Origin of the sequence: Halorubrum sp. Atlit-26R (genome assembly GCF_003666015.1) — an archaeon.
In the GTDB taxonomy this organism is placed as follows: domain Archaea; phylum Halobacteriota; class Halobacteria; order Halobacteriales; family Haloferacaceae; genus Halorubrum.
Genome location: NZ_QPLT01000014.1, coordinates 40,975 through 61,833 on the forward strand (window position 1 = coordinate 40,975; position 20,859 = coordinate 61,833).

At 69.0% G+C, this 20,859-nt stretch carries 19 protein-coding genes; 5 read left to right on the forward strand and 14 right to left on the reverse strand.

What is annotated here, in order from left to right:
* Positions 1–132: 132 nt before the first annotated feature.
* Both DVK07_RS14585 and DVK07_RS14590 read left to right on the forward strand, forming a co-directional pair.
* The gene (locus tag DVK07_RS14585; RefSeq protein ID WP_121597725.1) at positions 133–756 is read left to right on the forward strand and encodes a phosphoribosyltransferase; all 624 of its coding nucleotides are present in this window, start codon (positions 133–135) and stop codon (positions 754–756) included.
* 94 nt (positions 757–850) lie between these two features.
* Complete coding sequence (locus tag DVK07_RS14590; RefSeq protein ID WP_121597726.1) at positions 851–1,051, forward strand: hypothetical protein; 201 nt, start codon at positions 851–853, stop codon at positions 1,049–1,051.
* A gap of 47 nt (positions 1,052–1,098) precedes the next feature.
* Here DVK07_RS14590 and DVK07_RS14595 read toward each other — a convergent pair whose 3' ends face one another.
* Entirely contained in the window at positions 1,099–1,539 is a 441-nt protein-coding gene (locus DVK07_RS14595; protein WP_121597727.1) for an Hsp20/alpha crystallin family protein, read from the reverse strand.
* A gap of 775 nt (positions 1,540–2,314) precedes the next feature.
* Positions 2,315–2,599 (reverse strand): HalOD1 output domain-containing protein, encoded by a 285-nt coding sequence (locus DVK07_RS14600; protein ID WP_121597728.1) that lies wholly within the window; start codon positions 2,597–2,599, stop codon positions 2,315–2,317.
* A 295-nt stretch (positions 2,600–2,894) separates the two neighbouring features.
* On the opposite strand from DVK07_RS14600, the gene DVK07_RS14605 reads away from it, so the two are divergent.
* Positions 2,895–4,088 carry an alpha-D-ribose 1-methylphosphonate 5-triphosphate diphosphatase gene (locus DVK07_RS14605; protein ID WP_121597729.1) on the forward strand — a complete coding sequence of 398 codons (1,194 nt, stop codon included), beginning with the start codon at positions 2,895–2,897 and terminating at the stop codon, positions 4,086–4,088.
* Between the two features lie 392 nt (positions 4,089–4,480).
* Here the strand turns inward: DVK07_RS14605 and glmS are convergent, their stop codons facing one another.
* From glmS to DVK07_RS14650, 8 genes are all read right to left on the reverse strand, one after another.
* Positions 4,481–6,349 (reverse strand): glutamine--fructose-6-phosphate transaminase (isomerizing), encoded by a 1,869-nt coding sequence (gene glmS / locus DVK07_RS14615; RefSeq protein WP_121597731.1) that lies wholly within the window; start codon positions 6,347–6,349, stop codon positions 4,481–4,483.
* Positions 6,350–6,595: 246 nt separating this feature from the next.
* A complete protein-coding gene (locus DVK07_RS14620) occupies positions 6,596–7,183 on the reverse strand; it encodes an ArsR family transcriptional regulator (RefSeq protein WP_121597732.1) in 588 nt (195 codons plus the stop codon).
* Between the two features lie 557 nt (positions 7,184–7,740).
* Positions 7,741–8,673: a glycosyltransferase family 4 protein gene (locus tag DVK07_RS14625; protein WP_121597733.1), complete on the reverse strand. Its 933-nt coding sequence runs from the start codon at positions 8,671–8,673 to the stop codon at positions 7,741–7,743.
* Between the two features lie 42 nt (positions 8,674–8,715).
* The gene (locus tag DVK07_RS14630) at positions 8,716–9,513 is read right to left on the reverse strand and encodes an AAC(3) family N-acetyltransferase (protein ID WP_121597734.1); all 798 of its coding nucleotides are present in this window, start codon (positions 9,511–9,513) and stop codon (positions 8,716–8,718) included.
* 277 nt (positions 9,514–9,790) lie between these two features.
* The gene (locus DVK07_RS14635; protein WP_121597735.1) at positions 9,791–11,473 is read right to left on the reverse strand and encodes a hypothetical protein; all 1,683 of its coding nucleotides are present in this window, start codon (positions 11,471–11,473) and stop codon (positions 9,791–9,793) included.
* Positions 11,474–11,799: 326 nt separating this feature from the next.
* A complete protein-coding gene (locus DVK07_RS14640; RefSeq protein ID WP_121597736.1) occupies positions 11,800–12,867 on the reverse strand; it encodes a DUF354 domain-containing protein in 1,068 nt (355 codons plus the stop codon).
* Positions 12,864–13,277, reverse strand: coding sequence for a hypothetical protein (locus DVK07_RS14645; RefSeq protein WP_121597737.1), 414 nt, complete (start codon positions 13,275–13,277; stop codon positions 12,864–12,866). The genes DVK07_RS14640 and DVK07_RS14645 overlap by 4 nt, the downstream gene beginning before the upstream one ends.
* Positions 13,274–13,714: a helix-turn-helix domain-containing protein gene (locus tag DVK07_RS14650; protein WP_121597738.1), complete on the reverse strand. Its 441-nt coding sequence runs from the start codon at positions 13,712–13,714 to the stop codon at positions 13,274–13,276. The genes DVK07_RS14645 and DVK07_RS14650 overlap by 4 nt, the downstream gene beginning before the upstream one ends.
* Positions 13,715–14,027: 313 nt before the next feature.
* Here DVK07_RS14650 and DVK07_RS14655 point away from each other — a divergent pair, with 313 nt between their 5' ends.
* On the forward strand, positions 14,028–14,921 hold the full coding sequence (locus DVK07_RS14655; RefSeq protein ID WP_147441176.1) for a hypothetical protein: 894 nt from the start codon (positions 14,028–14,030) through the stop codon (positions 14,919–14,921).
* An 18-nt stretch (positions 14,922–14,939) separates the two neighbouring features.
* Here DVK07_RS14655 and DVK07_RS14660 read toward each other — a convergent pair whose 3' ends face one another.
* From DVK07_RS14660 to DVK07_RS23675, 4 genes are all read right to left on the reverse strand, one after another.
* Positions 14,940–15,863 carry a polysaccharide deacetylase family protein gene (locus tag DVK07_RS14660; protein ID WP_233565446.1) on the reverse strand — a complete coding sequence of 308 codons (924 nt, stop codon included), beginning with the start codon at positions 15,861–15,863 and terminating at the stop codon, positions 14,940–14,942.
* Entirely contained in the window at positions 15,860–16,630 is a 771-nt protein-coding gene (locus DVK07_RS14665) for a hypothetical protein (protein WP_121597740.1), read from the reverse strand. The genes DVK07_RS14660 and DVK07_RS14665 overlap by 4 nt, the downstream gene beginning before the upstream one ends.
* Entirely contained in the window at positions 16,623–18,197 is a 1,575-nt protein-coding gene (locus tag DVK07_RS14670) for a nucleotide sugar dehydrogenase (RefSeq protein WP_121597741.1), read from the reverse strand. The genes DVK07_RS14665 and DVK07_RS14670 overlap by 8 nt, the downstream gene beginning before the upstream one ends.
* 216 nt (positions 18,198–18,413) lie before the next feature.
* Entirely contained in the window at positions 18,414–18,980 is a 567-nt protein-coding gene (locus DVK07_RS23675; RefSeq protein WP_394338885.1) for a DapH/DapD/GlmU-related protein, read from the reverse strand.
* Between the two features lie 754 nt (positions 18,981–19,734).
* On the opposite strand from DVK07_RS23675, the gene DVK07_RS14680 reads away from it, so the two are divergent.
* Complete coding sequence (locus DVK07_RS14680; RefSeq protein ID WP_121597786.1) at positions 19,735–20,730, forward strand: GNAT family N-acetyltransferase; 996 nt, start codon at positions 19,735–19,737, stop codon at positions 20,728–20,730.
* Positions 20,731–20,859 lie beyond the last annotated feature (129 nt).

The following is a 20,859-nucleotide window of genomic DNA, read 5'->3' on the forward strand; positions in this document are numbered from 1 at the left end:
ACAAATTCCATATACGATATAAATAAATTCTTAGCATAGTAATATGCCACATACTTTCCGGCTCCCGGCCGTGTGCCGCTCCGTCCGCGAGGGCGGCGACTCGCACCGACGGACGCGCGAAACGGAGAAACCATGTTCAAGGACAGAACCGACGCCGGCAAACAGCTGGCGAAGCTCCTGACGGACCACGACGTCGAAGCAGACCTCGTCCTCGCGATCCCGCGCGGCGGGCTCCCGGTCGGGCGAGCGGTGGCGGACCGCCTCGACGCCCCGCTGGACGTCGTCTCCGCCCGGAAGCTCGGGGCGCCGTGGAACCACGAACTCGCGATCGGCGCGGTCGCGAGCGACGGTACCGTATGGCTGAACGACTCGCTGCTCGCGCGGTTCCGGATCCGGGAGTCGTACGTCGCCGACCAGATCGGACGCCAGCGGGAGGTCGCCGCGGAGAAGCTGAAGCGGTATCGCGGCGACCGCCCGCCCCTCGACCTGCGCGGCGAGCGCGCGGTCATCGTCGACGACGGGATCGCGACGGGCGCGACGATGACCGCCTGTGCGAGACAGGTCCGAAACGCCGCCGCCGAGCGGGTGGTCGTGGCGGCGCCCGTCGCCCCGCCGGACACGGTCGAGCGCCTCTACGGGGAGGCCGACGAGGTGATCTGCGTCGAGACGCCGCCGTACTTCGGGGCCGTCGGCGAGTTCTACGAGTCGTTCGACCAGGTCTCGGACGAACGAGCCGAAGCGTGCCTCTCGGACTGAGGGCGATCCCTCGCCCGTTCCCCGAATCGCCCCCGCCGTCGGGTGGAGTAGCGGTCCGGTTACAAAGTCGTCGGGAGGAGTCTCGCCGTCGACGATGACGTGTCCGCACCTCGATTACCGCGCCGAAGACGAGACGCACCAGTTCGACCACGACCGACCCTACTGTACGGTGATGGGGGAGTTCGTCTCCCCGATGCGCGCCGACGTCTGTAACAACCGCTTCCGGTTCGATCACGAGAGCGACTGCGAGGTGTACCGCCAAGCAGCCGAGCCGCCCCGCGCCGACGACGACTGACTCGCGTCTCCACCGAGTACCTGCGCCGTCGCCCGGGCCGAGCGCCGTCAGTCGGTGAACTCGATCTTCGCGTAGCGGTCCGTCGCGGCCTTCGGAAGCACGACCTTACAGACGCCGTTCTCGAACACCGCCCGAGACCCGTTCGTCCGGACGGGACGGGGCAGCGGGACGCTGCGTTCGACGTGCGTCGCCCGCTCGCTGAGGATCGGGCGCCGGCCCGCTTCGAGTTCGCCCGTGCGGTCCGCGCTCAGCAACAGCGTGTTCTCGTCGGCGCGGACGGTGATCTCCTCCTCGGTGAACCCGGGGAGGTCGACGAACACCCAGAGGTGGTCCTCGTTCTCGATGACGTCGACCGCCGGGACGGGCGACCGTCCCGCCTTCTGCCCCCCGAGCTGTTGTCCGGCGTACGTCTGACCCTGAGGGAACTGTCGTCCCGACGCCGCCGGCTGCTCCGGTCCGGGCGTCCGTCCGTGCGGGTTCGGCGTCACGTGCCGGACACCTCGCTACCGGGGCCGCTCGCTTCGCCTCCGGCCGGCGGCTCGTTGGGTTCGCGCGGACACTCCCTTCCGGACCGCCTCGACCGCCGGGGCTTGCGATACCGCTGCCGTCCGTCCGAATGACTCTGGTGACTCATGATAGTCTCCTCCGTGAAGTGAGCGCGGGTAGCGCGGCGGCCGACATCGTTATTAACACCGTGCCGGCGTCGGTCACCCGAGTAATCGAACGCTTCGGCGGCCCGGCTCCGCGCGACCGACGGCGGTTCCCGGCAGGCGTTCGCGACGCGATCCGGCGCGCTAACGACCGTCGACAGCGAGCGGCGGCCATCCTCGTCGACGCCGACAGACGGTGGCGGTTAAATATATGATAACTTATTATTCATAAGAAGTATTTATACTTTTATATATTTCGACCCGGATGGACAGCTATCACGAAAGCCGGTGAAACCTCGGAATACCCATCAGCGAACCGGTGTACGTGTCGAACGGTAAAGTAGTCCGGACCGTCAGATGGCTCCTGATCTACCGGCGGTGACCGTCGGATTCGGGCGCTTTAGGCCTGAGTAGTAGCTTTTATCCGGGCGTCGGGCAGCGACGCGGAGTCTGTGCCGATCGAGTTCGTCTCAGTTATACTGAATGCTATCACGTAATATACTTCCGGCTCGCGGTGGCCCCGATCGTCCGGCACCGCCATGGGCCGTCGCTGCTCACCGAGTACTCGCGTCGGTAGTCGTCGCCTATGCGACCGCGTGAGGTGAGATCGGGGTCAATCGGCTTCCGAGACGACGAGCTCGCCGTCACTCCAGACGGTGACGAGGTAGTCGCCGAACGGGAAGGCGAAGGAGGCACCGGAGTGGGCGCTCCGGAGAGCGCGGTCGAGTGCGTCCGGATCGACGACGTCGTTGACGCGCGGTTCGAGGTCGACGGGATCGACGCCGGCGACCGCTGCGACGGACTCCGCGATTGCGATTCCGACCTCCGTACCTTCGTCCCACTCGAAGACTGTAGATTCGTCGTCTCGCCCGCGTTCGGGGGGACTGTCTACTGACATGAAATACACGCCCTCATAACCAACGTCGATATTCAGGGCTTGCTGTCATATGAAACCCGGTGATTTGTCGTTTCGGTATTCGCGACATGTATTAATTCATTGATTTTTCTCGACGCACACGGCACCGGAAAAGCGCGGCGTCGTCGAGACCCTTCGACCGCGTTGGCCCTCCCTAACAAAGCCCCCGCCACAGTTACGTGGGCGTTATGTTTCAGACAGCTCCCGGCGGCGGGGCCATCCCCGTCTCGGCGACGCGTCACCCTCCGACCGCGCGGAGCCGCTCGGAGCCGTCGCGATGACCGACGCGTTCGAGCTCCGCAACGGCCGTGTCGTTACCCCGACGGGCGTGATAGCGGACGGCCACGTCGTCATCGCCGACGACCGGATCGTTCGGGTCGGCGAGGCGCCTCCCGACCCGGTCCCCCGGACGACGGTCGTCGACGTGGGCGGGCGGGTCGTCCTGCCGGGGCTGGTGGACCTCCACGGCGACGACGTCGAGCGACACCGCGCTCCCCGTACGGGCGCCCGGGTCGACGCCGGGTCCGCCGTGCTGTCCGCCGACCGGACGAACGTCGTGGCGGGGGTGACGACGAAGTTCCACGCGATCGCGTTCGAAGCCGACGGCGAGGACGCCAGGTCCGTCGGCGAGGCCGAAACGCTGGTCCGCGCGGTCGACGCCGCGGGCGACACGCTCGCCGACAACCGCGTCCACGTCCGGGCGGACCTGTCGCGCGAGAGCGTCGACGCGGTCGAACGCGTCGTCGCCGAGGGCGACGTCTCCGTCGACCTGCTGTCGGTGATGCGCCACGTGCCCGGCGAGGGTCAGTTCGACGAGGCTGCGTTCGAGCGGCACTACGCGGAAGACAGGAACGTGCCGCCGGACGCGGTTGAACGCCTCTCGGAGACGCGGGCTGCGCCGTCGCCCTCGGACCGTGACGACCTCGTCGCGCGCGTCGCCGACCTCGCGGCCGACGCCGACGTGCCCCTCGCCTCGCACGACGACGAGACCGCGGCGGCCGTCGAGCGGATGGCCGACCGCGGGGCGTCGATAAGCGAGTACCCGCTCACCGTCGAGGCGGCCGAACGCGCGGTCAGTCTGGGGATGACGACGGCGATGGGCGCGCCGAACCTCGTGCGCGGCGAGAGCCTGTGGGGGAACCTCTCGGCCCGGTCGGCCGTCCGGGCGGGCGCCGTGGACGCGCTCTGTTCCGACTACCACCCGCCGTCGCTCCTGGCCGCGCCGTTCGTCGAGACGGGCGAGTCGCTGTCGACCCGGGTGAACCGGGTGACGCGGAACCCGGCCGAGGCGGTCGGGCTCCACGACCGTGGACGCCTCGAAGTGGGCGCCCGGGCAGACGTGATCGTCGTCGAGCCGTCACCGACGCCGTCCGTCGAGCGCGTCTTCGTCGCCGGGTCGGAGGTCCTCAGGTCGGGACCGAGGCGCGAGCGGTCCGCCAGGCGCGTTCCGTTCCGCGGGTCGGGCTCCTGAGACGAGGGCTCCCGCTCGGCCGGTGGCGGCGCGGTGCCGGGCGGCGTCGATCGGTTCGCGGGACCACAAAGTGAGAGGTATGTTCTCACGATACACAGTAACAACGTATACCTAACAATAGGCGGAATGGACGGATGCGTCGGACATGGTGAACGCCGGAGACGCCACGACAGATCTGAACCGACGATGCGCTCGGTGTGGCGCGGCAGTGAGCAGCCGCTTCATCCGCGTATTCGGCGTGGATAACACCGTTCACGGCTGTCTAGAGTGTACGCAGCGGGCCGACCTCACGCTCGGGAGAGCCGCGGAGCCGAGCACCCGAGAGGCGGGGATCAGCTGGCCCGTCGGGGAGCCGCGGTGACGGAAAAGCGGTCGGCCGTTTCGCCCGTCTCCTACTCCACGGTCACGCTTTTGGCGAGGTTCCGAGGCTTGTCTATCGCGCGGTCCCGGATCGCCGCGGCGTGATACGCGAGCAGTTGGAGGTGGACGTTGGCTAACACCCCGACCAGCTCCGGGTCGGCGTCCGGGACTTCCAGGTACTCGTCGACGGCGTCGCGGGCCGCCGTCGAGGACGCGGGACCGACACCGAGGACCGGTGCGCCCCGGCTCTGGGCCTCGCGGACGTTATGAAGCGTCACGTCGTCGTTCCGCCCCGTGAACACCGCGACGACGACCGTCGCGGGGGTGACAAGCGCGAGCGGTCCGTGCTTGAGTTCGCCGGCGGCGAACCCCTCCGCGTGTTCGTACGTGATCTCCTTGAACTTCAGCGCGCCCTCGAGCGCCACCGGGTATCCCGTCCCCCGTCCGATGAAGAAGTAGGCCTCGGCGTCCGCGTACGCCTCGGCGAGCCGCGCCGCGCCGCCGTCCTCGACGACGGTCTCGACGAGGTCCGGAAGCGACGCGAGGCTCGCCGACCACCCGGCCGCCTCGCTCACCGCCGCGCCGCCCGGGGTCGTCGCGCCGACGCCCGCGCCGTCGTCGGCGAGCCGCTCCGCCAGCATCGCGAGCGTGGCGACCTGCGAGGAGAACGTCTTGGTCGCGGCGACGCCGATCTCCGGCCCGGCCCGGATGAACACGGCGTCGTCGGCCATCCGCGCGGCCGTCGACCCGACGACGTTCGTGACCGCCAGCGTCCGGGCCGGCGAGGCGTCGGCCGCGCGCAGCGACGCGAGCGTGTCCGCCGTCTCCCCGCTCTGCGTCACCGCGACGACAAGCGTCTCGTCGCCGACCGGCATCGGGTCGTGAGCGAACTCGTTCGCCGGCATCGCCGTCGCGGGAATCCCGAGCCGCTTGAGCAGCACGCAGCCGTACATCGCGGCGTGGTACGACGTGCCGCAGGCGACGAACACGACGTTCGCGATCCCCGATAGCTCGCCCGGCGGCAACGCGTCCAACACCGGCGTGCCGCCGCCGCCCTCGCCGCCGTCGGCGCGGCCCTCGACGTCGAGGCGGCCGTCGACCGTCTGCCGGAGACAGACCGGCTGCTCGTCGATCTCTTTGCGCATGAAGTGGTTGTACACGCCCTTCTGGGCGTCTCCCGCCGTCCACTCCACCGTCTCCGGAGCGCGCTCGACGGTCTCGCCGTCCGGGTCGCTGATGCGGTACCCCGCCCCGTCCAGCACGACGACCTCGTCGTCTTCGACGTACACGACGCGGTCGGTGAACTCCAAGAAGGCGGGCACGTCGCTCGCGAGGTAGTTCGCCGCCGAGCCGAGCCCGAGCACCAGCGGCGACCCGCTCCGGGTCGCGTACACCGCGTCTTCGTCCGCCACCACCATCGCGAGGGCGTAGCTGCCCTCGATGCGGTCGACCGCGCGCCGGAAGGCCGTCTCGGGGTCCGCTCCCGCCGCTAGCTCCCGGGAGACGAGGTGGGGGACGACCTCGGTGTCCGTCTCGCTGGTGAACGTGTGCCCGTCCGCGCGGAGCTCGCGGCGGAGGGACTCGTGGTTTTTGATGATCCCGTTGTGGACCACGGCGACCCTCCCTTCGTCGTCCGTGTGCGGGTGCGCGTTCGCGTCCGACGGAGCGCCGTGCGTGCTCCACCGGGTGTGCCCGATGCCGACCGTCCCGTCCGGCGTCCGGTCGCCGATCGCGTCGACGAGGGCGTCGGTCTCGCCCTCGCGCTTGTACACGTCGATGCCGTCCTCCGTCCGGAGCGCGACGCCCGCCGAGTCGTACCCGCGGTATTCGAGGTTGCGGAGGCCGCCGAGGATCTCGCCGAGCGCGTCGCCGTCGCCGACCCGCGCGATGATGCCGCACATCTCAGGCCTCCGTGGAACGGGCGCCGTGCGGTCGATTCGATGCCGTGTCGTCGGATCCGTGTCGTCCGTTCATTGGGTATCACCATCGGTTCCGAACCGGGACGGAACGTCAGATACCCATCCACCCCTGCCCGAGGCTTTGTTATAGAGCGTAAACCGAGCGAGCCCGAGGCCGGACACGCCGGTCCAGTCGCCGAATAACGGCGACGGATCGGGAACCGAGCCGGGGAGCGACGGAGGGTCCGCTCAGTCGGTTCCCTCGACGATACTGTGGTAGCCGTAAAAGCCCGCGATCAGCAGTAACGATCCGGCGAACACGGGCGCCGCCAGATCCGTCGTAAACGTCCACGAGAGGATGAACGCGACGAAGCTCCCCCCGACGAGCGCGGAGTAGTACCGCGACCACCGGCGTTTCGACTCCTCGTCCGCGTCCGACTCCAAGTACGAGAGGTACGCGTCGGCCATCGGTCCGCGGGTCACCGTTCCCCGGTCCTTGTCGAACTCGACCGCGTCCGCGTCGTCCATCCTGGGGAGATGGCACTGATACAGTCCGACGTACACGCGCTTCCGCTCTTGCGCGTCGAGCGCGCTCGGCGACTTGTCGTTCTCGATGCCGCCGATGCGCTCCGCGAGGTCACTCAGCGTCGTCTCACCGTCCTCGGCCTCGATGGCCTCTATCACCAGCCGCCGTCGCCGGTTTCGCAGGATGTCGAAGATGACGTCCAGCGAGAGCTCTTGCGCCCGTTCGTCGCCGTTCGATTCTCCCTCGTCGTCCGATTTCCCGTCTGAGTCCGTCGGATTCGCGTGGTCTGTCGTTGGTTTTGTAGTACTCATATGTCCGAACTGATTCGTCGGCGCCCGTTTGTTCGCACACGGCACCCGTCCGCTCGCCGCAGAACGACGCGCGTCGTTCGCTCGGGGCCGTCAACCCGTTCCGCGGTTTCGGGCCGTTCGCCGGACCGTCCGAGACCGGCTGGGCGCCCACGCCTCGAATCCGCTCCCGAACGCGCCCCGGAACGACCGGTCGACTCGTCGAATCGCCATCTGTTTCGAGTCATCCAATTTAACCTATATATTTAAAACCTACCGACGGTTGATACAGGATACACCGCGGTAAGCGTCTTATACCACGTTTTAGAAAAGATACACATATTTGAATATACAGAACTGACGCACGCCGGCGGCCGGCCGACGGCAAAGCTGTTCATCGACCTCGTTCGTTCCGATCACGCGGTCGGAATCCCGATATCACCGGTTTCGAGGCGTTCTGTAGACTCCCGACGACGAGTGTCGCCGCTTCGATAGCTCGTCGGAGCCGGCCGTTCCGTCCACTTATATAGTTTAAATTACACTACTCGCGGATGTCGGGACGGTCTCGACCGACGCCGCTCTCACCGCCTGTCCGGGGCGTCCGCGACGGACCGGTACACGTCGACTATCCCGTCGAGCTGCCGCTCGATGCTGAGGGGGGCGACCGCCGCGTGGCCGTCCGGTCGGGAGCCGGACGCGAGTATCGCCGCCAGCCGCCGCGCGAGGTCGTCGTCGTCGTCACCGACCGCCGTGTGGGCGACGCCGTCGAGCCGCTCCGCCACGTCGCCCACGTCGGTCGCGACCACCGGGCAGTCGCACGCGAGCGCCTCCTTCACCGCGTTCGGTGAGCCCTCCCGCCGCGAGGTCAGGATCAGCGCGTCGGCCGCGTTGTAGAACACCGGCATGCGGGCGTGCGGAACGCCGCTGATCGTGTGAAGCTCCACCGGACGCTCGGCCGCGGCGTCGGCCGCGTCGACGATCCGCCGCGCCCGGGGGAAGTCCTTCACCGCTCGGTCGCGCGGGTACGGGAAGAGCACGTGGTGGCGGTCCGGGTCCCACCCGACCGCCGAGCGGGCGAACTCGCGCGGGAGCGACCGGAACAGGTCCGTGTCGACCCCGTGCGGAATCACGTGGCAGTCGAGGTCGACGAGCGAGGCCATCTCCTCGGACATCACCACGACGGCGTCGGCAAACCGGGCCGCATTCCGGCTCACGGCGCCGTAGCGGCCCATGAGATCGCTCCCCCACAGCGACACCACCGTCGGCGCGAACGGCTGTGCGACCGCCGGCGGCGCCGTGAGGCCGTAGTTCGCGTGCACCACGTCGTACCCTCGGCGCGCCGCGGCGAGGACCCGCGCGTAGTACCGGGCGTAGGTCGCAACCGACCGCGACTCCCCGTCGTCGGGCTGTGAGACCACCATCGCGTCGACCGCGTGCCCACGGTCCCTGAGGCCCGCGACATGCTGCCGGTAGAACCGCGAGCGACCGTTCGTGGCGAGGGTGAGCACGCGCACCGTCTCACCTCTCCCCGGCCGCCGCGGCGGTTGGCGTTCGGGTCACGCGACGAGGTAGTAGGGGTCGTTCAGGACGTTCGGCTCGACGAACGACCGGAGGTCGTCCATCGTGAACGCCATCACGTCGAGCCCGTTGAGCCGGTACCAGTCGAGAACTCCCGCCCGAACCATCTGGTCGCGGAGCTTCGTCCGGTTCCAGAAGTAGAGGTAGAGGTTCTTGTCGTAGTTCGTCTGCGTCACTTGCTCGACCGTGCCGTCCTCTTGGACGAGTTCGCCCTCGAACTCGACGGTCTCGACATACGGCACGTCGAGCGCCTGTTCGAGGTAGTGGAGCTGCGTCGAGACCAGCCAGTGCGTCCCGACGTTCAGACAGAGCACGTCGTCGGCTTCGAGCTGGGCGTAACAGCCGTCCGGTCCGAACGTGTCCCGGAAGTCACAGCCGTCGAACCGGTACTCGCCGGCACAGAGGATCGAGTGGAGCGGGTCCGGCGTCCGGTACTCCGCGTCGTTCTCGTAGAACAGCCGCGAGAAGGCGTTGAGCTCCGGCGGGTCCTCCGCCACGTCGAACCGACCGGTATCGCGGAACGACTTGGTGAACCCCGGCACGAGGAGCGAGGGGAACCGCTCGCGGAGCCGCTCGACGACGAACTCGTAGGGGTTCGTCTCGAACGCGGCCTTGACGTCGCTGAGCCCGACGTGGAGGAACGCGGCGTCGGCGTCGTAGTCGTCGAGGATTTCGTCGAACAGCTCCGGGCTGACCGGGCCGACGTCGCTCGAACGGTGTAAGAGCGGATAGTGCCTCAGGCTGCTCCAGAGCGTGCGCGGCAGGTGCGTGACCACCGGCGGTCACCCCCGAAGCCCCGGCCGCCTCGCGTTCGGGCCGGCGCCGCGCGGTCGTCTCGCCGCAGATCGATTGTCGCCTCGCGCCGCACCGCGGGATCCGTGAGACATTCGTGTGCGGTCTCCCGCGGTTTCGCGGTTTGTAATGCCGGGGCTACTCCGGGCGGCGACCGCCGTTCCCGAACCAACGAGCGGGCCACCGGATCGCAATGAACGAGGGCGCCGGGTCGGTCCCGCCGCCCGGTCACGGATCGTGTCGCCGTGGTTGTGGTGTTGACTACGGCCGGCTTCCGAGCGCTCTGGCGGTTGCGTTCGCCGTACTGACGGTCCCGTTCGTTGGTGTTCGGATCTCGACCGTTTCGTCGTCGTACACTCTCATGGTCTCGATCACGGTGCCGTTCTCGGCGACCCGTTGGACTATGACTGTCGGCGTCTCTGTAGCCGTCTCGCTCGGATCTGTTTCTGTGGGCGTCCCAGACGGCGTCTCGCCCGCGAGGAACTGCGTGATCGCGTCCGTTTCTTCGAACGAATCGACGTTACCGGACCGCGCGTCGACGAACGCGACGTACGCGATCCCGCTGTTGTCCTCGGGGACGACGCGTACTTGCCAGTACTCCCGATCGTCGATGACCGTGAGGATCGGCTCGGCCGGCGAAAATCGGTCCCAATCCGTCTGTGGCGCCGATTGCCTCACGAGGTCCGCTGCTCGCTGCGGGCCGAACAGCGAGTCGGCTGGCACGTACCGTTCGAACGTCCCGCTTTGACCGTCGATCGTCCACAGCTCCTGAAGTCCCTGTGCGTCTCCGTACGGCTCGACGGCGACGACGTACTTTGGCCCCGTCTCGGAGAGGATGAAGAACGGCTGGTCGTTTCCGTCTCCGGGAAGCGGTGCGATCTCGATCTCGTCCTCGTGGCTCGTGTACGTGTTGACGATCCCGTTGCGGTACTTCGTCGCTGCGACCGACCGGAGCGCCAGCGCCTCGGGGTACAGTTGCTGAGAGTCGAGGATCGGACTGGCCGCAGCTTCGGACGGCGAGAGCATCTGGACCGATCCGCTCGGATCGATGACGGCGACGCCTCCCCACTGCGGCGTGGAGTGGGGAAGCGGCGTCAGGTGGAACGTCGGCTCCGTGTACGGAACCGCAATATACTGGGAACCGTCGTGGACGACCATCTTCGGATCGCCGTAGTCCACGAGGTACGACTGCGATTTGAGGAGTTCCCACCGGTAGTTACGGTAGAATATCGTTCCGACGCCGGTTTCGAGTTCGCCGTCGACGGACCGGACGTTCGCCTGTTGGGTCGTCATATCGACGAGGACCGTCCCGGCCTGCCGTTTGGTGATCGTGTTGAACAGGCCGTCCGGTGCGAGCGGCGCCGCCCAGTAGGGAGTCCCGTTCACCACGCTAATGTCCGTGTCCCCGACGCGGTACTGGGGCCGGCTGAGCGTGTTCGACGCGTACCGATCGGCGACCGCTCGCGTGACGATGCGCGGGTTTTCGGCGTCGACATCGTCGAGTCGCTCGACGGTAGTCGTCTGACTCATCGTTTGGTCGCTCAACGTGACGCCAGCGACCGCGTTGGCGACGGGCATCAGCGCGAACGCAGCGATCACGAGTACGACCACTCCGACACGGAGCGGAGTGATCGTGTGGTCGTTGCTGGAGAGCGTGTTGACGGCAGTCTCGACGCGATCTCCCGACCGTGCGGTGATCCACGCAGCGAGACCGCCGACGACGATGCCGATCAACAGCAGCGGCGTCGTGTAGACCGTGTAGACGAGCCCGTGTAGCCACGGCCGGAAGAACCACCCGACGGCTACGGCGATGACTCCAACAACGCCAAGCGGAATCCACGGTCGGGACGACTGGTCTTGGTCGGGGCCGTCCGGCGGCCAGTCGGTCAGATCGTCATCGGAGGGCTGTTCGTCTGAATCGTCGGATGGAGGGCGTGTCGACATTAATTTAGATCGTACGTCACTTACTTGGAAACGTACACGTGTGACGTGATTTCTGCCAGTAGATAAGTATTGTACAAATGGGTTCGTCGGGTTCCATTCTTCACACGTAGGGAGTCGGTTCCGTTCGACTGGTGTGATAACGCGGTTTCTCCTCCCCGCTTTCCTCGCCCCGACGGTTTCGCTCGCTGAGGGTGGGTAGTTGAGGTAGCGCGTCTTTCGCGTGGGCCGTTCGCACAGAAGGAAATCTGTCGATGAGCTCTCGGCTTCAGCATACTTCGAGGTGGAGCCTCCGGCCTCAAAGAGCGACCGAAGTAGGGTGGGGTCGGTTACTCGCGGGCCACAGATTCTGCGTCCCGTTCCCCGGCGACTTCGAGGACGGTGTCGACGATGTAGTCGGTGACGTCCGTCGACGCCGCGACGTACTCCCGGCGGCGCTCCGCCCACCGGTCGCTCGCGTCGGGGTCCGCGGCGAGCTCGACCGCGCGCTCGACGGCGGCGTCCCCGTCGGCGATCGACTCGACGAGCCCCGCCTCGGCGAGGGCGGCGAAGTTGCTGAACTCCCCGGTGTCGACGTACGACCCGGACCGCACGGACGGGGTGCCGAGCAGCCCCGCCTCCGTCGCCATCGTGTTCGAGTCGGTGACCAGCACGTTCGCGGCCGCGAGCAGGTCGTGGATCGCCGCCGGCGGCACCGGCACCGGCCGCGCGTCGAGGTCTGGGGGCAGCGAGCCCTCCGCGGAGACGTACACCTCCCCGAGATCGCTCAAGGCGTCGACGAGCCGGCGCTTGACCGCCGGGGAGAGCCCCTCCCGGCCGACGTCGTGGTGCGCGCCCATCGAGACGAACCGCAACACCGCGAAGGGGTCGTCTGGGTCGATGCCGTGCTCGCGGAGCCGGTCGAAGTCGGGCTCGAACCGGTCGGGATGGAGGTACGCGAGCTCCTGGACTCCCGCGTGTCGGCGGTGCGGCTCCCCGAACTCGGTCTCGAACGAGTCCGGCGTACAGATCCGGTCCACGAGCGGGAGGAACAGCCGGGCCAGCCGGTTCGTCCCCTCGGTGTCGTAGAGCACGACGCTCCCCGCCCCGAACGTCGCGGCCGCGTGGATCGCCGTCGGGCTGAGCCGGCTCACCACCACGTCCGGGTCGAACTGCCACGCGTATCGGAGCGCCCGCAAATCCCGACCGAGCCACTCCGCTACCAGTCCCGGCTTCCGGGTTCCCTTCCGGGAGAGGACCGTGTGTTCGATGCCGTAGGCGTCGAGCAGATCGGTCGTGATCTCCTTCTCGCGCGAGCTGACGGCGACTGCGTGCCCGTCGTCGACGAGGTCGCGGATCGCGTGTCTGAACAGATGGACGTGCGCCGGGTGCGTGATGTCGAAGTGAATTCGACTCATCGATCCGACTCTCCATCCCGACGCGAGTCCACGGAGAGGCGGACGGTCTCGGAGTTCCGGGCCGGCTCCGTCGGCACTCGTTCGGTTCCGGGGGTCGACCGTCCGCGACCGTGGCGGTAGATCGAGACGAACAGGATTCCGAGCCCGAGCGCCAAGAACGTCCCCTCCATCGCCTGGAGGTATAGCAGTTCGATCCCGGAGATGTCCCAGTCGCGGCGGATCCCGTACTGGAACACTGGTTCGATGACGCAGCCGACCGTGACGAACGCGAACCCCGCGGTCGACCAGCGGTACGAGCCGCGCCCGTCGGTCGCGCGGTACGCGGCCAGGCTCAGGCCCGTCATCGCGCAGCCGAACAGGAACACGAGGCCGTTCACGACGAGGATGGCGGTTACGGCGAGCCGGCTCATGCGGGATCAGTGTGTTCGGTCGAGTCGGGGCGATCGGTCCCGACCGACCGGTCCTCAGAGTCTTTTCGCCCGCCGTCGTCGGGGACGGAGCGGCCGATGTCCGACCAGAACGCGTCGAAGCGCGTCCCGACCGTGGATCTCGTCTTCATCTCGATCTCGTACCCCCGCTCTTCGACGCTGACGACTACCTCGCTGACGGTCGCTTCGAAGACCTTGAACTGGTTTTTCCGCTCGTCGGCGCGGAGGTGATCCGACAGCAGTCCGTGTTCGATCAGCCTGTTCGTCCGTCGGTAGACGGTCGGTAACGAGACGTCGAACTCCTCGGCGAGTTCCTCCGCAGACTTCGGCCGGGCGCCCGTCGCGACGAGCACCCGCCGCGCGAGGGGGTCCCCGAGGAGATCGAGCACGTTGTTCGGGTCCCACTCCTTGTCGCTCATTGTTACGGAGGGCGGAAGACGGACGCTTTGTTATGCTTCAGATAGCCCGACGACGACGCGGTCGCTCGCCTCGGACAGCCGCCGGGGAACGGACCGGCCCCTCATCCGCCGCGCGATCGAACCGGCGTCCGCCGCGGGCGCCGCTGGCTGTGTCGGGATCCGAAACAGCCGGAACGCGCGAAACACGCACGCTGTGGGGCGGATTCGGCCGGGAATTGACGCCGACGCGTCGCCCCGGCTTCGCGGCGTTTCACCGTCAGACGCGTTCATGTCCCTCCGAGCGGTAGGAGACACCGTCCAGGAGCGACTCGCAATGTCGGAACACACACACGGACGGTGGATGGTGCCCGGAGCGGCGCTCACGCGCGTCGAGGCCGCGATCCGTCGTGCCGGCCGGGAGGCGATCGACGCGCACCCGCGACTCCGGTCGCCGCTGCTTCGGGCGTGGGGCGCGTACGCGTTCGCGTACGGCACGGTCCAGGCGTGTGCCGCGGCCCCGGCGGGCGGGCGGGGCGTTGGGGTCGCGCCGTTCAAGCTCGTCACGGTCGACCCCGACCGGATCGAGTTCCTCGTCGAGCCCGACGCCTACCCGGACCAGACTCGCACTGGGGCGACCTTCCCGCCGCCGAAGTTCAAGCACGCAGGGACGGTGGTCGGCGGCGACTGGGACTCGCTCGACCGCCGGTTCGAGAACACCGAGCTGTACCGCGGGTTCGAGGCGCACTTCGCGGCGGGACGCCCGTGGACGGAGACGCGCTTCTACCGGACGGTCGTCGACTACGTCGAGGACGGACAGATCCTCTGGGGCTGTACCTCGGAGGCCGACGTCGCGCGCCGATGCCGCTTCCTCGACGAGCTGCACGAGTCGCTCGCGACGCGCGGGTACCGCACGCAGGCGGAGCTCGCAGCCGGGTCGTTCGACTCGCCCGGACCGACCAGCGCGTCGCGGGTCCTCGGCGTGGTCAACGACGAGATCGCCGTCGCCGTCGGGCGCGACGGCGACCTGCTGTTCGTCGACGGGCGGAACCGGCTTGCGATGGCGAAGCTGCTCGGGCTCGACGCCGTGACGGTCTGGATCATGGCCCGCCACGAGGGGTGGCAGCGCCGCCGCGACGGGCTCGCGTCCGACCCGGAAGCGGCGCTGGCCTCGCCGCTCCGGTCCCACCCCGACCTCAGCGGTGTCGTCGCCCACGATACGAACTCCTGAGACCGCCGCGAACCCCGGTTACGCCGTCGACTCTTCGATTCGATCGTACAGCTCACCGGGCGGTCCGACCCACGCACCGAGCTCTTGGGCCTGACGGACGAGGTCCCGATAGAGCGAGACGTGTTCCGGGTGGTCGTCGCCGAGGTACCGCGGGTGCCACAGGACGGTCATGACCGCGCCGTTCTCGGCGGCCTCCCGCAGCAGCGACTCGCACGCCTCCTCCGCGCGGGCCGGGTCCGCGGCGACGTCCGGCAGCGCCACGTCCATCAGCGTCAGCGGGAACTCGACGAACGCGTCGTCGAACGGGCGGAAGGGTCGGTACCCGTGGTCGAAGCCGTACGCGTCCGACGACCCGAGCGTCGAGTCGTAGCGCAGCCCGAGCGCGGCGTGGTGCTCCCACGTCTCGGGGACCGCGAGGTTGAGGTGGTGCTGGCGGCCGCCCCGGACCGAATGGCCGAGCAGCGACTCTAAGCGGTGCTTCTCGGTCCGGAGCCGGTCGCGGTCGTCGAACGACTCGAACGAGCCGTGGAGGCCGACCTCCCACCCGCCGGCGTCCAGCTCGCGCATCGCCCGGACGATGGCCAGGTCGTCGATCGCGTACCGCCCGACGTACCGCTGCCAGCCGTCCGCGTCCAGCCACTCGGCGACCGGCCGGTCCCCGAACAGCCGCTGTTCGTCCATGAAGTAGAACGCCGACCGCACGCCGAGGTCGTCCTCCAGCGCCGCGATCGCCTCGAAGCTCCAGTAGGGGTTCACGCCGGGCAAAAGCGATCGGAGGTGCGACGGGTCCCGCTCCGTGACCGCGTAGTAGGGCGCCTGGTACGTCTTGTACGGCCTGTCCACGTCGTGGGTGAGACACAGCGCGAACGAGTGACCGTCGGGCACGGCCGCCTCCCGCGAGACCCGCGTGCCGAGCGACGAGGCCGAGTCCGAAGTCGTCATCTGACGGCCTGGATGCCGTACTTCGCGGCGTTGATCGCGGCGTCTTTCACGCTCTGGGCGACGTGCTCGGCCGTCGAGCTACTCCACCTGTCGGGGTGGACGAGGAGGCACGCCCGGTCGACCTCGCCCCGCCGGAGCAGCCCGATCAGCTCGCGGGTCGTGTCCGCCTGGACGCGCTTGTCGCCTTCGCCCATCGTGTGGTCTTTGACCTTGAGCGCGCCGTCGCGCCACGTGCGACCCGTGTCGGAGAAGTAGGTCACGTCCGCGAAGTCCATCGAGAGGTACGCCTCGCCGAGGAGGTCGAACTGGTCGAACTCCGGCGGGTCGCCCCACATGTCGCGGTTGTCGTGCGGCGTCAGCGGGTTCCCGTGCATGCAGACGGTGTCGACGTCGACGAGACGGCGGACCCGGTCGAGCTGCGTGGCGAACGACGCGAGCGCGGACTCCCGGTCGCCGTCGGCGCGGTCGAGGTCCTCGTAGTGGTAGCCGACCTCGTGTCCCAGTTCCGCGATTCCGGTCACCACGTCCGGGTCGAAGATCCCCTCCTCGGTGCGGACGTAGTAGGTCGCCGGCACGTCTCGGACCGCCTCGATCCGGGCGAGCGACAGGGCGTTCCGCGGCTTCCGGTCGACGTCGTGTCGGACGACGACGAAGCGGTCCGGAAGCGCCTCACGCGAGATGTACTCGCGAACGGTGAGGAACTCGTACCCCTCGAACGCGGCCGCGTCGAGCAGGTCCGCGTACGTCGCCTCCGTGAAGTCACGCATCGGAGCCCCCGTCGGCTCCCCCGCCGTCGGTGCTGGCCGCGGCGCTCGCGGACCGGGACCGAGAGGGGTCGCCCCCGTCGTCCGGACCGAGCGACAGCGCGCGCCCGATCGCGTACCGACGGTGGTCCGTGCCGGAGAGGTCGAGCGCGTCGTGGCAGTCGAGGACGGTCGACGCGTCGAGCGCGTCCCAGTCGAACGCGGAGAACGCCTCGTGGGGCGTGGTCACGACGACGGCGTCGTAGTCGTTCTCGACCGCCTCGGCGGCGGACAGCCGCGTGGCCGCGAACGGGCCGAAGTCGGTGACGACCGGGTCGACGGCGTCGACGGCGGCGCCGTGTCGCCGGAGTTCCTCGATTATTTCGATGGCGGGGCTGTTCCGGGTCTCGTCGACGCCGGGGTGGTAGGCGACGCCGAGGACGAGCGTCCGCGCGCCGTCGAGCGCGCCGCGTCCGGGATCGCTCCGTTTCTCCCCCTCACCCTCCCCTTCGTCGCCCTCCCTCCGGAGGATCGAGCGGAGCTCTCCGACCGCGTACGACGGCATCTCGTCGTTGACGATCCGGGCGATCCGGATCAGCGGGCTGTCGGCGTCGAACCCGTTCGTCAGGAAGTACGGGTACACCGGGATGCAGTGGCCGCCGACGCCGGGGCCCGGCGAGAGGATGTGGCTGTGGGGCTGGGAGTTGGACGCCTCGATCGCCTCCCTGACGTCGATCCCCGTCGCCTCCGCGTACCGGGCGAACTCGTTCGCGAGCGCGATGTTCACGTCGCGGTAGACCCCGCCGAACACCTTCGTGGCCTCGGCCGTCGCTGCGTCCCGGACGGGGACGACCTCGTTGTCGGTCACCTCCCCGTACACGAGCGACGCGACCCGCGTGCTCTCGTCGTCGACGCCGCCGACCACTTTCGGATACGCTTCGCGGATGTCCCTGAGCGCGGTGCCGCTCGACGTGCGCTCCGGGCAGAACGCGACGCCGAACGCGTCCGGCACGAGGCCGCTCAGTTCGGCCAGCCGCGGCGCGATCCGGTCGGCGCAGGTCCGCGGCGGCACGGTCGACTCGACGAACACCGCGTCGCCCGGGGAGAGTTCGGTCGCGATCGCGTCGACGGCCGCGTCGACGGCGGCGAGGTCGGCGGCGTCCGACTCGGTCAGGAGCGTCGGGACGATTATCACGTGGACCGACGCGGCCGCGGCCGCCTCGCGGGGGTCGGAGACGGCGCTGAGCGCGCCGGCCTCCACGCGGTCCGCCACGAGCGCGTCCAGCCCCGGCTCCCCGGCGACGTGCGAGTCGCCGGCGTTCACGGCCGCGACGACGTCGGGATCGATGTCGGCGCCGACGACGTTACCCGTCACCTCCGCGAACACGGCGGCGATCGGGAGCCCCATCTTCCCGAGCCCGTAGACGGCCACGGGCACCTCCCCGGCGACGAGCGACCGACGCTGGACCGACGGCGACGCGCAGGACCCGTACAGCGATCCCACCGACGACGTGGCGCCGCTGACTACCGGGTCGCCGTCACCCGTCCCCGGGTCGTCGCCCGCGGCGGCGGGCTCGGAGCGTTCACTCATCGCTGGCCTCCGCAGATCGGCCGGCAGGCCGCGGCGTGCTCGTCGAACCGGGTCGTTCGGCCGGCCGGCGTTCGGTTCGGCCGACCGGCGTCGGTCGGGAGGCGAGGCGTCCGCGAGCGCGGAGCCGTCTTCGATCGTCGGGTCGTCGGGTAGTGGTGGGTCATCGATGAGGTGTGAACGCCGCGGTCGGGCCGCGGCGGGTCGTTTCGCGAGCGGTCACGGGAGGTCGTTGCGACCGGCGAGCTCGTCGGGGAGCGGGCGGAACGTCGCGGGCGCGCCGACAGCGAGCGTCTCGGACGGCACGTCACGGGTGACGACGGCGCCCGCGGCGACGAACGCCCCTTCGCCCACGGTCACGTCCGGCAGGATCGTCGCGTTGGCCCCGACGGACGCGTGGTCGCCGAGCGTCGGGCCGGCGAGGTCGGCGTCGGTGCGAACCGGGTAGGGGTCGTTCGTCAGGACGGCGTTCGGGCCGACGAACACGTCGGCGCCGAGGGTCGTTCCCGTGGGCACGTACACGCCGGTCTGGAGGCTCGTGCGCGCCCCGACGGTGGTGTCCCCGTCGATCACCGCCTTCGTCCCGATCACGGCGTCGTCGCCGATCCGCGTCCCTTCGCGGATCACCGCGTCGTGCCCGGTGGCGACTCGGTCGCCCACGGTGGCGCCGGCGTACACCACCGTCCCGGACCGGATCCGCACCTCGTCGCCGATCCGCGTGGTCAGGTCGCCGGACTCCGGCGGCGCGAGCGTCGCGCCGGGGTCGATTCGGGTCCCCTCGCCGATCTGGACTCTCGACGAGTCGACGAGCGAGTTCGAGACGCTCGCCGCGTCGGTCCCGCCGTCGGGACGCTCGGTCGACTCGGCCCCCGTCGACTCGGTCTCGGTCCCCGGGTCGCTCACCGCGACCTCCTCGGGTCCGGCGACCGCCGGCGACTGCGTTCGGTCGTCGTTACGCCGTCCGGTGCGTTGGTTCTCGGATACATCTCGTGGTCGCCCGCCGCGCGGCGAGTCGTACGAACGACCACCCCCGAGGGCGGCTTTGTTATGCGACACTTTCCGGGCGACGCGCCGCCGGACGAGTGAGTCGACGGACGGTCGTTCCGGACCCGGCACGGGCGGTGGACCGGCGGCGCTCGGAACCGTCGCTGAGCGCTGCGACGGTCCCAGATCGCCCGGTCGCAGTAGCGCCGGTCGCCCATCGGCGCCGGCCGAGTCCGCCGTCTGCGCGGCGTCGCGGCCGCCGCGGCTCGGGGGGCACCGCGGCAGGCCGAACATAACAAAGGTCGGATCGGCGGTGTTCCCGGCGTATGAACCGGACACCTCCGTCGGGAGCCGGAACGCGTGCGACCGCGAGCGCTGCGACCGGTCACGCCGTTCCCGCAGTGCCCGGCGCGCGAGCCAGCCGTCGACCGAAGCGGGCCTCGCGTCGGACGCTCACGGCATCGGCGACGACGGCCGCGGTCGCGGGAGACGGGCGGAACACTCGCATCGACGACTCGAGGGCCGCGACGCGGCGTCCGAACTCGGGGTATTCGCAGTGAGCGTCGACGTCGAACTCCTCGAAGACCCGGACGGGTGGGACCGCCTCGTCGAGCGCGCCGCGGAGACGACGCCGTTCCACCGCCGCGCCGCGCTGGAGGTGTTCGCGGACCACACCGACTCGACGCTTCACCCCCTCGTCGGCTACGTCGGGGAGGAGCCGGCCGGGCTGTTCCCGGTCTTCGAGCGGCGCGTCGGCCCGGTGATGACGGTCTTCTCGCCGCCGCCGAACCGGAAGCTCACCTACCTCGGTCCCGCGATATTCGCCGACCCGAACATGAAGCGCCGGAAGCGCGAGCGACGGCACCTCTCGTTCGTCGAGTCGGCGATGGAGTACGTCGACGAGGAGGTCGCGCCCCGGTACGTCAGCGTCAGGACGAGCGTCGGCTACGAGGACCCCCGCCCGTTCCTCTGGAACGACTTCGAGTCGACGCCCAGGTACACGTATCACGTCGACCTGACCGGCGACCTCGACGAGCTCCTCGAGACGATGGGCAGCGACCTCCGGTCGAACGTCCAGAACACCGACGCCGACGCGTTCTCGATCGAGGAGGGCGACCGCTCGGCGATGGAGCAGATCGTGGTGAACGCGAAGCGTCGCCACGACGAACAGGGCGTGCCCTACGAGGTGACGCCGTCGCTCGTGCGGGACCTCTCGCGGGCGATCCCCGATCACCTCCGGGCGTACGTCTGTACGGTCGACGGCGAGTTCGTCGGCGGGGCCCTACTGCTCTGCGACGACGACACCGTCTACCGCTGGCAGAGCGTGGCGGACTTCGACGCGTCGGTCCCCGCCCAGGACCTCCTCGACTGGCACGTCATCGAGCGCGCGAGCGAGGAGGGGATCGACCAGTACGACCTCGTGGGCGCGAACAACCGCCGGCTCTGCCGGTACAAGGCGAAGTTCGCGCCGACGGTCCAGACGTACTACCGGCTGGAGCGGTCCGGACCGGTGATGAAGCTGCTCACGGACGCGTACGCCAAACTCCGGTGAGGCCGCAAGACGGGGAGGCCGCTCAAAATGAAAGAGAGCGTTTCTGGTGGCGACCGGCCCGCGTAGTCTTAGAGCCAGACCGAGGGGGAACGAACGCCGCCGACGAAAAACCGTCGTCGATGTACGGAG

Excerpts from the sequence above, each read along its gene's own strand:
- DVK07_RS14590 (WP_121597726.1), top strand. The coding sequence starts at position 851 with ATGACGTGTCCGCACCTCGATTACCGCGCCGAAGACGAGACGCACCAG.
- DVK07_RS14665 (WP_121597740.1), bottom strand. The coding sequence starts at position 16,630 with ATGCGTGACTTCACGGAGGCGACGTACGCGGACCTGCTCGACGCGGCC.
- DVK07_RS14640 (WP_121597736.1), bottom strand. The coding sequence starts at position 12,867 with ATGAGTCGAATTCACTTCGACATCACGCACCCGGCGCACGTCCATCTG.
- DVK07_RS14620 (WP_121597732.1), bottom strand. The coding sequence starts at position 7,183 with ATGAGTACTACAAAACCAACGACAGACCACGCGAATCCGACGGACTCA.
- DVK07_RS14650 (WP_121597738.1), bottom strand. The coding sequence starts at position 13,714 with ATGAGCGACAAGGAGTGGGACCCGAACAACGTGCTCGATCTCCTCGGG.
- DVK07_RS14670 (WP_121597741.1), bottom strand. The coding sequence starts at position 18,197 with ATGAGTGAACGCTCCGAGCCCGCCGCCGCGGGCGACGACCCGGGGACG.
- DVK07_RS14600 (WP_121597728.1), bottom strand. The coding sequence starts at position 2,599 with ATGTCAGTAGACAGTCCCCCCGAACGCGGGCGAGACGACGAATCTACA.
- DVK07_RS14645 (WP_121597737.1), bottom strand. The coding sequence starts at position 13,277 with ATGAGCCGGCTCGCCGTAACCGCCATCCTCGTCGTGAACGGCCTCGTG.
- DVK07_RS14635 (WP_121597735.1), bottom strand. The coding sequence starts at position 11,473 with ATGTCGACACGCCCTCCATCCGACGATTCAGACGAACAGCCCTCCGAT.
- DVK07_RS14605 (WP_121597729.1), top strand. The coding sequence starts at position 2,895 with ATGACCGACGCGTTCGAGCTCCGCAACGGCCGTGTCGTTACCCCGACG.
- DVK07_RS14655 (WP_147441176.1), top strand. The coding sequence starts at position 14,028 with ATGTCGGAACACACACACGGACGGTGGATGGTGCCCGGAGCGGCGCTC.
- DVK07_RS14585 (WP_121597725.1), top strand. The coding sequence starts at position 133 with ATGTTCAAGGACAGAACCGACGCCGGCAAACAGCTGGCGAAGCTCCTG.
- glmS (WP_121597731.1), bottom strand. The coding sequence starts at position 6,349 with ATGTGCGGCATCATCGCGCGGGTCGGCGACGGCGACGCGCTCGGCGAG.
- DVK07_RS14660 (WP_233565446.1), bottom strand. The coding sequence starts at position 15,863 with ATGACGACTTCGGACTCGGCCTCGTCGCTCGGCACGCGGGTCTCGCGG.